Annotated in this window: 1 protein-coding gene (running past one end of the window); it reads left to right on the forward strand. The window is 69.6% G+C overall.

From position 1 onward, the window contains the following. Nucleotides 1-33 precede the first annotated feature (33 nt). Nucleotides 34-13,935, forward strand: partial view of a non-ribosomal peptide synthase/polyketide synthase gene (locus J2N69_RS28140; RefSeq protein WP_230903178.1) — the 5' portion only. Its footprint extends 17,073 nt past the window's final position; the window shows 13,902 of its 30,975 coding nt (coding positions 1-13,902); the start codon lies at nt 34-36; the stop codon falls past the right edge of the window.

Below are 13,935 nucleotides of genomic sequence, written 5' to 3' on the forward strand. Positions count from 1 at the left end.
CCAGTGACATACCCGTTGAGGAGCGGAAAGACCATGAGCATCGGCGACGCGCCGTCCACGAACGACCGGGAAGCGACCGCACTGCGGGAGGAGCTGCTGCGGAGCAGGCTGGCCGGCCGGCGGGGCGGACGCCGGGCCCCGATCCCGCGCGTCCCGCGGGATCGGGAGCTGCCGCTGTCGTTCGGACAGCAGCAGCTGTGGTTCCTCCACCGCATGGACCCCACGAGCACCGAGTACGCCGTACCGCTCGCGATGCGGCTGCGCGGCGCCCTCGACGCCGAGGCACTGCGGGCCGCCCTGACCCGGATCGTCGAGCGGCACGAGATCCTGCGCACCCGCTACACGCTGGCCGGGCGTGAGCCGGTCCAGATCGTCGACGAACCAGGCGCCGTCGAGCTGCCCGTCGCCGACCTCACGGACGTCAGTGCCGCCGAGGCCCACGCCCGCGCCGAGGCCGACGCCGGCCGCCCTTTCGACCTGGAAGGGGAGTGGCCGGTCCGGGCCCGCCTCTACCGGCTCGGTGACGACGAGCACCTGCTCGTCGTCACCTTCCACCACATCGCCTGCGACGCCTGGTCAATGGGCGTCTTCGCCCAGGAACTCGGCGCCTTCTACACCGCGTACAGCACCGGCACGCCCCCCACCGCCGACCCGCTGCCCGTGCAGTACGCGGACTACGCGGCCTGGCAGCGCGGCGAGCTCACCGGAGCCTCCCTGGAAGGCCACCTCGCGTACTGGCGCGAGCAGTTGGCCGACCTGCCGGTCCTCGAACTGCCCACCGACCGGCCGCGCCCCGCACGCCGGGACCCGCACGGCGACGCCGTCGCCTTCAGCGTCCCCGCCGACCTCGCCCGACGCGTCAGCGAGGTGGCCCGCACCCACGGCGTCACGCGCTTCACCGTCCTGCTCACCGCCTACCAGCTCATGCTGGCCCGCCACACCGGCGCCACCGACATCCCGGTCGGCGTGACCGTCTCCGGCCGGAGCCGCCCCGAGCTGCAGCAGCTCATCGGCTACGGCATCAACGTCCTAGTGGCCCGCGCGCGTTGGGACGGTGACCCCACCTTCGCCGAGCTCCTCGCCGCGGGACGCACCACGGTCCTCGACGCCTTCGACCACCAGGCCGTGCCGTTCGCCACCCTCGTGGACGAACTCCAGCCGGAGCGCGACCTGTCCCGCACCCCGCTCTACCAGGCGGACTTCATTCTGCGCGAACGACAGGCCCCCGCCCTCGCGCTGCCCGGCCTGGCGGTGACGCCCGAGACGGGCCACCGCACCGCCAAGACCGACCTCACCCTCGACGTCGCCGACGCCGCGGACGGCCCGCTCGACGCCCATCTGCTCTTCGCCACCGCCCTGTTCGACCGCTCCACCGCCGACCGCATGGCAGGCCACTACCTCCGCCTCCTGGACGGCCTCACCGCGGCACCCGACGCCCGGATCTCCGCCGTCGAGATGCTGTCCGACGGCGAACGCGCGGCCCTGGACGCATGGGCGGCGGGCGAGAGCATCGACCGTGGCGACGCGAGCACCGTGGACCTGTTCACCCGGCAGGCCGCGGCCACCCCCGACGCGGTGGCCGTCAGGGCGGGCGACACCGAGCTGACCTACCGTCAAGTCGAGGAGCGGGCCAACCAGGTGGCTCACTACCTCCTGGAGCACGGCGTCGGACCCGACACCCTCGTCGGCGTCTGCCTGGACCGCGACACCCACCTGGTGCCCGCCCTCCTCGGCATCTGGAAGGCATCAGCCGCCTACCTCCCCCTCGACCCGAGCGTCCCCAGTGAACGCCTCGGCTACATGCTCACCGACACCCGCGCCGAACTCGTCCTCACCACCGGCGCCCACCTTCCCACCCTGTCCGCCGTCCACCACGGCACCCTCACCGTCCTGGACCAGGACGCCTGGCTCATCGACGAGCAGCCCACCACGCCTCCCGCCACCTCCACCGACCCGCGCCAACTGGCCTACGTCATCTACACCTCGGGCTCCACCGGCCGCCCCAAGGGCGTGATGATCCACCACCGCGGCCTGGCCAACTACCTCTCCTGGACCGTGGGTTCCTACGCGGCCCAGGGCACCGGCGGCGCCCCGCTGTTCTCCTCCATCGCCTTCGACCTCGGCATCCCCGACCTCTTCACGCCCCTCATCACCGGCCAGCCGGTCACCCTGCTGCCCACCGACCTCGACACGGCCGCCCTCGGCAGCACGCTCGCCGCCCACGCCCCTTTCAGCTTCATCAAGCTCACCCCCGGCCACCTGGAGCTGCTCACCCACCAGCTCACCCCCGCCCAGGCCAGGGACCTCGCAGGCATCGTCATCGCCGCAGGCGACAGCTTCACCACCGACCTGGTCGCCCGCTGGCGCGCCCTCGCCGGACCGCAGGGCACCCGGCTCGCCACCGAGTACGGCCCGACGGAGATCACCATCGGCAACTCCGGCCAGCCGATCGACACACTCCCCGACGGCGAACTGATCCCGCTCGGCGACCCCATCCCCAACTCCGCGATGTACGTCCTCACCGACGACCTCAGGCCCGCCCCCACCGGCGCCGCCGGCGAGGTCTACATCGCCGGCGACGGACTGGCCCGCGGCTACCTCGGCCGCCCCGACCTGACCGCCGAGAAGTTCCTCCCCGACCCGTTCGGCCCGGCGGGCTCCCGCCTCTACCGCACCGGCGACCTGGGCCGCCGCCTGCCCGACGGCTCCCTCGACTTCCTGGGCCGCATCGACAACCAGGTCAAGCTGCGCGGCTACCGCATCGAGCTGGGCGAGATCGAGGCCCGCCTACGGCAGCACCCCACCGTCGCGGAGGCCATCGCCGCCGTACGGCGCACGACACACGGCGTGGAACGCCTGGTCGCCTACGTCGTCACGGCCGACGGCACCGACCCCGACCAGCACTCCCTGCGCACCCACCTGTCGGCGGCCCTGCCCGACTACATGGCCCCCACGGTCTACGTCCCCATCGACGCCGTCCCCCTGACCCGCAACGGCAAGGTCGACCACCGCGCGCTCGCCGCCCTCGACCAGGTCTCCCACACCGAAAGCCGTGGCACGGCACCGCGCACACCCGCCGAGGAACACCTCGCCCGCGTCTGGGCCGACGTCCTCGGCCTGGACGAACTCGGTGTCGACGACAGCTTCTTCGAACTCGGCGGCGACTCCATCGCGGCCGTACGCCTCGTGGGCGCCCTGCGTGAGGCCGGCCACGACGTCACCGTCCGCGACGTCTTCGAACACCGAACGGTCGCCGACCTCGCCCTGCTCCTGGGCGGCCAGGAGACGGAGGGCTCCGGCTCACCGGTGTCACTCGTGTCACGGGTGGCGCCGTTCGCGCTGATCGACGCGGCGGACCGTGCCCTGCTCCCGGCGGACGTGGTGGACGCCTACCCGCTGTCGCAGATCCAGACCGGCATGCTCGTCGAGATGCTGGCCGCGGGCCCCGACACGAAGGACGTCTACCACAACGTCAACTCCTTCCGCGTCCCCGACGAACAGCCGTTCTCGCCGGAAGCCTTCCGGGCCGCCGTGGACACGGTCGTCGCCCGCCATGACGTCCTGCGCACGTCGATGCACCTGTCCGGCCACTCCCAGCCCCTGCAACTCGTCCATGCCGAGGCGCGCATCGGCGTCGAGATCCACGACGTACGGAGCGCCGGCGCCCCGGAGCGGGAACAGGTCGTCGCGACGTACGTACGAGGCGAACGCGACCGCCACTTCGACCTGACCACCGCCCCGCTGCTGCGGCTCGGCGTACACATCGAGTCCGACACCGGCTGGTGCCTGACCCTCAGCCACTGCCACGCGGTGACGGAGGGCTGGACCCTCAACACGCTCCTCGTGGAGCTCCTCGACTGCTACGGCAGCCTGCGGGACGGCGGTGAGGCACCGGAGTACGAGGCGCCCTCCGTGCGGTACGCGGACTTCGTCGCGGCCGAACTGGAGTCGATGGCGAGCGAGGACGATCGGGCCTTCTGGCGGGCGGTGACGGAAGCGCATGCGCCGCTGCGGCTGCCGGAGGTGTGGGGCGATCCGGCGGGCAGCGGCGCGCAGCGGGTCGGCCTCCAGGTCCCGTTCACGGACCTGGAAGGCCCGCTGCGGGAGCTGGCGCGAACGGCCGGGACTTCGCTGAAGAGCGTGCTCCTTGCGGCGCATCTGAAGGTCCTGTCGGCGCTGACGCCGGACGAGTCCTTCCACGCGGGTGTGGTCTTCCACGGCCGTCTGGAGGCCCCGGGTTCGGACCGGGTGCTGGGCATGCACCTCAACAGCCTGCCGTTCCCGGCGACTCGGCCTTACTCCGGCACCTGGCGGGAGCTGGTGGAGCGGATCCACGCCCAGGAGACGGACATCTGGGCACACCGCCGCTACCCCCTGCCCGAGATCCAGCGTGACTGCGGCATCGGCGACCGACTCGTCTCCGTGCTCTTCGAGCACCAGGACTTCCGCCCGGCCGGTACCGAAATGTACGGCAGCGGTGCGTCCTGGGACGTCGGCGGCAACGAGTTCCCGCTGAACGTGGTGGCCGCCGACGGGGCCGTACAGCTGGGCTCCACGACGGATGTGATCAGCGGGGAGAACCTGCGGCGTCTGGGGTCGATGTACCGGTCGGTGCTTGAGGCGATGGCGGCGGATCCGGAGGGGGATGCCGGGGTCGCGTGTCTGCCCGAGGGGGAGTTCGAGGCGGTCTCGGACGTCACCGAGTGGGGCGGTTGTGCGGGTGCGCTGGAGTTGTTCGCGGGGCAGGTGGCGGATCATGCCGGTGAGGTTGCCGTCGTCTGCGGTGAACAGCGGGTCAGCTACCGGGAGTTGGAGGAGCGGTCGAGTCGTCTGGCCGGGCATCTGCGGAGTGTGGGTGTGCTGCATGGCGGTGTGGTGGGTCTGTCGCTGGAGCGGACGCCGGATGTGCTGGTGAGCATGCTGGCGGTATGGAAGCTGGGTGCGGCTTATCTGCCGATTGACCCTGCGCTGCCGGCTGAGCGTGCGGCGTATATGGCGGAGGATGCCGGGGCTGTGCTGGTGGTCACGGATGACTACCTTGCCGCGCATCGTGCGGAGATCGAGGCTTTGCCCTCGGTGTTTGATTCCGTTGCCGTGGATCCGGAGCAGGTGGCTTACGTCCTGTACACGTCCGGATCGACCGGGCGGCCGAAGGGTGTGGTGATCAGTCACCGCGCGCTGCACAACTTGCTGGCCTCGCTGCGGGAGCGGCTGGGTGCCGATCACACGGGTGTCTGGTTGGCGTCGACGTCGATCTCGTTCGACATCTCGGGGCTTGAGCTGCATCTGCCGCTGATCACGGGTGGGCGGGTCGTTCTGGCCGGTGACACCGAGGCCAAGGACGCCACCGCGCTGCGGGCGCTCACGGACGTACATGGTGTGACCCATGTGCAGGCGACCCCCTCGGGCTGGCGCCTGCTGCTGGCGGCCGGGTTCGATGACCGGTCGGTGGTGGCGTTGACCGGCGGCGAACCTGTCAGCGTCGAGCTCGCGCAACAACTCAGGGCACACGTAGGACGGTTGGTGAACGTGTATGGCCCGACCGAGACGACGATCTGGTCGTCCTCCTGGGACGTGCCGGAATCCGTCACGCACGTCTCTATCGGCGGCCCGCTCGCCAACACCCAGCTGTACGTGCTCGACGCGCAGGGCAGGCCGGTTCCGGTCGGCGTCACGGGTGAGCTGTGCATCGCCGGTGATGGTCTGGCGCACGGCTATCACGCGCGGCCTGGGCTGACGGCTGAGAAGTTCCTGCCCAACCCGTATGGGCCGGCTGGTTCGCGGTTGTATCGCACGGGTGACCTGGCCCGTCGCTTGTCCGATGGCAGCTTTGAGTGTCTGGGGCGTATCGACAGTCAGGTCAAGGTGCGGGGCTATCGCATCGAGCTCGGTGAGATCGAGTCGCGGTTGCGTGAGCACCCGGCTGTGAGGGATGCCGTGGTGGTGGCGCGTGCGGATGAGGCCGGGGACAAGAGCCTGGTGGCGTACGTCGTCGGCACGGTGGAAGCGGCCCCGTTGCGGGAGGACCTGGGTGAGGCGCTTCCGGAGTACATGGTCCCGGCGGCGTACGTGACGCTCGACGCGATACCGCTGACCAACAGCGGCAAGGTCGACCACCGCGCCCTGCCCGCCCCCGACCAGGACGCATACACCGGAACCCGTGGAACTGCCCCGCGCACACCCTCGGAGGAGCGGCTCGCCGCGATCTGGGCGAACGTCCTGGAAGAGGACGAGGTGGGGGTGGAGGACAGCTTCTTCGACCTCGGCGGTGACTCCATCCGGGCCGTCCGTCTGGTCGGCGCCCTACGCGCCGCCGGTTACGACGTCGACGTCCGCGCGGTCTTCGAGCACCGCACCATCGCCGCGTTGGCCACCCATGTGACAGGGGACAGGTCTGTCTCGCCGGTCGGCACGGTGCCCCCCTTCGCGCTCATCGGTGATGAGGACCGTGCCGCGCTCCCGGCGGACGTGGTGGACGCGTATCCGCTGTCGCAGATCCAGACCGGCATGCTCGTCGAGATGCTGGCGGCGCAGGAGCAGGGCAGGTCGGCGTACCAGAACATCAACTCCTTCCGGATCCCGGACGATCAGCCGTTCTCCGCGGAGGCGTTCCGCGCCGCCGTCGACCACATCACCCAGCGGCACGAGATGCTGCGTACGTCGATCGACTTCGTGCGCTACGCGCAGCCGCTCCAGTTGGTGCACTCCGGTGCGCAGATCGAGCTGGCCGTGGTGGATGTGCGAGGTCAGAGCCCCGAGCAGCGGCAGCGGGAGCTGGAGGCGTTCGTCGCCGCCGAGGAGGCCGCCGCGTTCGAACTGCCGGCCGCACCGCTGATCCGTATGGCCGTGCACGTCGAGTCGGACGACGCCTGGCGGATCACGTTCACGTACGTCCACGCCATCGCGGACGGCTGGAGCTACCACAGCCTCGTGATGGAGCTCCTTGACTGCTACCGGCAGTTGCGGGACAGCGGTGAGGCCCCGGTGCACGAGGCCCCGGCGGTCCGGTACGCGGACTTCGTCGCCGCCGAACTCGCCTCGCTGGACGGCGATGAGGACCGCGCCTTCTGGCAGGACCTGGTCGAACGCCACACTCCCTTGTCGTTGCCGGAGGCATGGCGCACGGTTACGGGTGGGACGAGCGAGCCCCTGCGGCTGCGGGTCGACTTCCAGGACCTGGAGCAGGGCCTGCGTGGGCTGGCCACGCGGGCGCGGACCTCGCTGAAGAGTGTGCTCCTTGCGGCGCATCTGAAGGTCCTTTCGGCGCTGACGCCGGAGGAGGCATTCCACACGGGTGTCGTGTACCACGGCCGTCTGGAGGCTTCGGGCGCGGAGCGGGTGTTGGGCATGCACCTCAACACCCTGCCGTTCCCGTCGACTCGGCCTTCCGGCAGCTGGCTGAAGCTGGTGGAGCGGGTCCACGCCCAGGAGACGGACATCTGGGCCCACCGCCGCTACCCCCTGCCCGCCATCCAGCGGGACACCGGCGACAGCCGACGGCTGATCCCGGTGATGTTCGACTTCCAGAACTTCCACCAGGTCGACACCGACTCGATCGACGTCGCCTCCGGACTCGGCGCGGGCTTCAACGAGTTCGCGCTCAGTGTCGTGGCCACGGGAGGCGCGCTCGTCGTCAAGACGCACACCGGTGCCCTCGGCCGCGCGGGCGCCGAACGGCTGGCCTCGATGTACCGGCTCGTCCTGGAGGCCATGGCCTCCGATCCCGATGGCGACGCCACCGCCGCCTACCTACCCGAAGTGGAGCAACCCTCTGTGTCCCGGCGCACCGAAGCCACCAGCACCGTGCTGACCCTTGAGACGTTCGTCGGCCAGGCGTCGGCGACTCCCGATGCCGTTGCGGTGGCCTGCGGCGAACAGCGTGTCAGCTACCGGGAGTTGGAGGAGCGGTCGAGCCGTCTGGCCGGGCATTTGCGGGGTGCGGGCGTCGTACCCGGCGGTGTGGTGGGGCTTGCTCTGCATCGGTCGCCGGATGTGTTGGTGAGCATGTTGGCGGTGTGGAAGTTGGGTGCGGCGTATCTGCCGATTGACCCTGCGTTGCCGGCTGAGCGTGCCGCATACATGGCCGAGGATGCCGGGGCTGTGCTGGTGGTCACGGATGACTACCTTGCCGCGCACCGTGCGGAGATCGACGGTCTTCCGGGTGCCTTCGACGCGGTCGCTGTGGACCCGGAGCAGGCGGCCTACGTCCTGTACACGTCCGGCTCGACCGGGAGGCCCAAGGGTGTCGTGATCAGCCACCGCGCCCTGCACAACCTCCTGGCCTCCGTGCGGGACGACATCGGCACCGGGCGTCGCGGAGCGTGGCTGGCGTCGACGTCGATCTCGTTCGACATCTCGGGTCTTGAGCTGCACCTGCCCCTCATCACCGGCGGGCGTGTCGTTCTGGCCGACGACAGCGAGGTCAAGGACGCCACCGCGCTGATCGCACTGATGGACCGGCACCGGGTCACGCACGTACAGGCGACGCCTTCGGGCTGGCGGCTGCTGCTCGCGGCCGGATTCGACAACTACGCCGTGACCGCCCTGACCGGCGGAGAGCCGATCACGGCCGGTCTCGCCCGCGAGCTGATCACGCGGGTGCAGCGGCTGGTGAATGTGTACGGGCCGACGGAGACGACGATCTGGTCGTCGTTCTGGGATGTTCCCGATGTCCTGGACGGCGTCTCGATCGGTGGTCCGCTCGCCAACACCCAGCTGTACGTGCTGGATTCGCAGGGCAGGCCGGTTCCGGACGGGATCACGGGGGAGCTGTGCATCGCCGGTGACGGTCTGGCGCACGGCTATCACGGCCGTTCGGGGCTCACGGCGGAGAAGTTCGTCCCGAACCCGTATGGGCCGGCTGGTTCGCGGTTGTATCGCACGGGTGACCTGGCCCGCCGCTTGTCCGACGGCACCTTTGAGTGCCTGGGGCGTATCGACAGTCAGGTCAAGGTGCGCGGCTATCGCATCGAGCTCGGCGAGATCGAGTCACGGCTGCGCGAGCACCCCGCTGTGAGGGATGCCGTGGTGGTGGCGCGTGCGGATGAAGCCGGGGACAAGAGCCTGGTGGCATACGTCGTCGGCACGGTGGAAGCGGCCTTGCTGCGGGAGCACTTGGGTGAGGCGCTGCCGGAGTACATGGTCCCGGCGGCCTACGTGACCCTCGACGCGATACCGCTGACCAACAGCGGCAAGGTCGACCACCGCGCCCTGCCCGCCGCCGACCAGGACGCCTTCTCCAGCGGTCGGCACATCGCTCCACGGACCCCGGACGAGGAGCGGCTCGCCGCGGTCTGGCGCAAGATACTCGGCCTTGACCGCGTCGGCGTCGAGGACAGCTTCTTCGACCTCGGCGGCGACTCCATCCGGGCCATCCGCCTCGTCGGCGCGCTGCGCGCCGACGGGTACGACATCGGCGTACAGGACGTGTTCGAACACCGGACCGTCGCCGGACTCGCCCGCGTGATGGCGGGGCAGAACACGGGCGCCTCGCTGACGGAGGCCGTCGCACCCTTCGCGCTCATCGACGACGAGGACCGTGCCGCGCTTCCGGCGGACGTGGTGGACGCGTATCCGCTGTCGCAGATCCAGACCGGCATGCTCGTCGAGATGCTGGCCCGCCCGGACAGCGGCCTGTACTACAACATCAACTCGTTCCGGATCCCCGACGAGCGTCCGTTCGCGGCGGACACCCTGCGCGAGGCCGTGTGCTCGGTCGTCCAGAGGCACGACATCCTGCGCACCTCCATCGCCATGACCGGCTACTCCCAGCCTCTGCAACTGGTGCACGCCACCGCCGACGTACCGGTGGCCGCCCACGACTGGCGGGGCATGGACCCGGCGGAACAGGAGCGGCTCGGCCGGGAGTTCGTGGCCCGCGAACGATCCGAGCCGTTCGACCTGACCGCTGCCCCCCTGCTGCGGTTCGCCGTGCAGGTGGAGTCCGACACCGCCTGGCGGATGACGCTCAGCCACTGCCACGCCGTCACCGACGGCTGGACCGTGAACTCCCTGCTGGCCGAGGTGCTCGACACCTACCGCCGCATCCAGAACGGCGACGGCGCCGAGGAACCCGCCCCGCTCGCCGTGCGCTACGCCGACTTCATCGCCGCCGAGCTCACCGCTCTGGCGTCCCCTGAGACCCGCGCGTTCTGGTCCGACGTCGTCGCCCATGCCACACCGACGTCCCTGCCAGCGAACTGGGCTGACGAGTCTGGCAGTTCGTCCGACCGGCACGGGACGCGCGTGCCCTTCGCGGACCTGGAGCCGGGCCTGCGGGGCCTGGCGGAGCGGGCTGGTGCCTCCCTGAAGAGTGTGCTCCTTGCGGCGCATCTGAAGGTGCTGTCGATGGTGACGGGGGAGGACGCCTTCCACACGGGTGTCGTGTATCACGGTCGTCTTGAGGCTCCGGATGCCGAGCGGGTGTTGGGCATGCACCTCAACACGCTGCCATTCCCGGCGGATCGGCCGACTTCGGGCACCTGGCTGGCCTTCATCGAGCGGGTATTCGCCCAGGAGGCGGGCATCTGGGCCCACCGCCGCTACCCCCTCCCCGTCATCCAGCGTGACTCGGGCGCCGCCGACCGTCTGCTCACCATCCTTTTCGACTACCAGGACTTCCACCAGGTCGACAGCTCGGCGGTCGACGTCGAGGCCAACCTCGGCGACGGGGTCAACGAGTTCGCCCTGAGCGCGATCGCGTCCGGTGGCCACTTCAACCTCGGTACGACCACGGACGTCGTCAGCCGCGAGAACGTACGGCGTCTCGCCTCGATGTATCGGCGGGTTCTTGAGGCGATGGCCGCTGATCCGCTGGGTGATGCGGGTGCGGTGTATCTGCCGGTGGGTGAGGAGGAGCGGCTGCTGGGTGAGTGGGGTGCCGGCGCTGCGGTGGAGGTGCCGGTTGACCGGCGGGTGCACGAGGTCTTCGCCGAGCAGGCCGCCCGCACACCGGAGCGTACGGCCGTGGTGTGCGGGGACGTTCGCCTGACCTACGCGGAAGTGGACGAACGGGCGAACCGGCTCGCGCATCACCTGCGGGACCTGGGTGCGAAGCCCGGCACGTTGGTCGGGCTTTCGTTGGAGCGGGGGATCGATCTGATCCCGTCTCTGTTGGGTGTGTTGAAGTCGGGTGCGGCGTATCTGCCGTTGGATCCGGCGAATCCGGATGAGCGGTTGGCGACGATTTTGGAGGATGCGGCCGCGCCGATCCTGGTGACGCAGCGCAGCCTGGTCGACCGGTTGTCTTCCTTCACCGGGCGTCTGGTGGTCATCGATGATGTCGATGACCGGGCTGTGATCGACGCGTGTCTGTCTGTGGCCCCGGTGACCGTGGGTGTGCCGGACGATCTGATCTACGTGATCTATACGTCTGGTTCGACGGGCAAGCCGAAGGGTGTTGGGCTCAGTCACGCCAATGTGCTGCGGTTGTTCAGCAGCAGTGAGCGGCACTTTGGGTTCGGTGCGGATGATGTGTGGTCGCTGTTCCACTCGTATGCGTTTGATGTGTCGGTGTGGGAGATGTGGGGTGCGCTCCTGCACGGGGGCACGCTGGTGGTGGTGCCTGCGCAGGTGACGCGGTCGCCGGAGGAGTTCTTGGATCTGCTGGTCCAGGAGCGGGCGACGGTCTTGTGTCAGACGCCGACGGCGTTTCGGTCGCTGACGGCGCTTGCGGGAGAGGGCGATCCGAGGACCGGTCAACTCGCCTTGCGTGCCGTGGTGTTCGCCGGAGAGCGGCTGGATCTGAGTGAGCTGCGGCCCTGGACCGACCGGGTCGGTATCGAGCGTCCGGCGTTGGTGAACATGTATGGGATCACCGAGACGACCGTGCACTCCACGTATCACCGCATCACCGCTGAGGACATGGCCCATCCGGCGCTCAGCCCGGTCGGGTATCCCTTGGATGACACCGTCATTCATCTCTTCGACGCCCACGGAAACCTCGTCCCGGTCGGCGTTCCGGGGGAGATCTATGTCTCGGGTCCGGCGGTGTCGCGTGGGTACCTCGGGCGGCCGGAGCTGACGGCTGAGCGGTTTGTGCCGGACCCGTTCGGTCCGGCGGGTTCGCGGTTGTATCGCAGTGGTGACCTGGCGTTGCGGCGTCCGGACGGGAGTCTGGAGTCGCTTGGTCGTATCGACAAGCAGGTCAAGATCCGTGGGTATCGGATCGAGCTCGGTGAGATCGAGAACCGGCTGCGCGAGCACCCGGCGGTCAAGGACGCCGTGGTCGTGGCCCGCGAAAGCCACACCGGAGAGAAATCCCTGGTCGCCTATCTCGTGGGCATGACGGTCGGTTCGGCTGAAGTGGGTGAACTGCGCGCCCACTTGGGTTTTGCCCTGCCGGACTACATGATCCCGGCGGCCTTTGTGGCCATCGACGCCATCCCGCTGACCACCAACGGCAAGCTCGACCACCGTGCCCTGCCCGCCCCCGACCAGACCGCCTACACCGGCGGCCGGAACATCGCTCCCCGTACGCCCGCCGAAGAGCGTCTTGCCGCGGTGTGGAGCCAGGTCCTGGATGTGGCCGAGGTCGGCGTCGAGGACAGCTTCTTCGAGGTCGGCGGTGACTCCATCCGGGCCGTCCGTCTCGTCGGCGCGTTGCGGGCCGCCGGGTACGACATCGACGTACGGGAAATCTTCGAGCACCGCACGATCGCCGCGCTGGCCGCTTCGGTCGAGGGGCGGTCCGCTGCCGAGGTGACGGTGGCGGTGGAGCCGTTCGCGCTGATCGGCGCGGAGGACCGCGCCGCCCTGCCGGTGGACGTCGTGGACGCCTATCCGCTGTCGCAGATCCAGGCCGGCATGGTCGTGGAGATGCTGGCCGCGCGGAGCGAGGGCCGGGACGTCTACCACAACATCAACTCGTTCCGAATCCTGGACGGGCAGCCGCTGGACGCGGAGGCGCTGCAGCGCGCGGTGGACACCGTCGTCGCCCGTCACGACATCCTGCGTACCTCCGTGCACCTGGACGGCTACTCCCAGCCGCTGCAAGTGGTGCACTCACGGAACGAGTTGTCCGTCGAGGTCGAGGATCTGCGCGGCCGGGACGCGGCCGCCGCCGGTGAGGAGTACGCGGCGCGCGAGCGGGCCCGCGGCTTCGACCTGACCACGGCTCCGCTGATGCGGTTCTGCGCGCACATCGAGTCGGACGACGCCTGGCGTCTGACGGTCAGCCACTGCCATGCCGTGACCGAGGGCTGGACGCTCAGCACGTTCCTCATGGAACTCCTCGGCGTGTACCGGCACTTGAAGGTCGGCGACGAGTTGCCCTCCTACGAGGCACCGTCCGTTCGCTACGCCGACTACATCGCGGCCGAGCTCACCTCACTGGCGAGTGAGGACGACCGCGCCTTCTGGCAGAACGTCGTCGGCACCCACACCGCACTGCGCATCCCCGCCACTTGGGCCGACACCAACGGCGACGCCAGTGACCGTTACTGGGTCCAGGCCCCCTTCGGCGACCTCGAAGAAGACCTCAAGGACCTGGCGGAGCGGGCTGGTGCCTCCCTGAAGAGTGTGCTCCTTGCGGCGCATCTGAAGGTGCTTTCGACGGTGACGACGGAGGACGCCTTCCACACCGGTGTCGTGTACCACGGTCGTCTTGAGGCCCCGGACGCCGAGCGGGTGTTGGGCATGCACCTCAACACGCTGCCATTCCCGGCGACTCGGCCTTCAGGCAGCTGGCTGGAGCTGGTGGAGGGGGTGTACGCCCAGGAGACGGACATCTGGGCCCACCGCCGCTACCCGCTTCCCGTCATCCAGCGTGACTCGGGCGAGCCCCAGCGCCTGGTGACGACGCTGTTCGACCACCAGAACTTCCACCAGGTCGACACCGACGTCGTCGACACGGCGTCGAACCAGGACGCGGGCGGCAATGAGTTCGCGCTGAGCGCGATCGCGGCCGGCGGCAACATCAACCTCGGTTCCACGACC

The organism is Streptomyces huasconensis (genome assembly GCF_021028635.1).
Taxonomy (GTDB): domain Bacteria; phylum Actinomycetota; class Actinomycetes; order Streptomycetales; family Streptomycetaceae; genus Streptomyces; species Streptomyces huasconensis.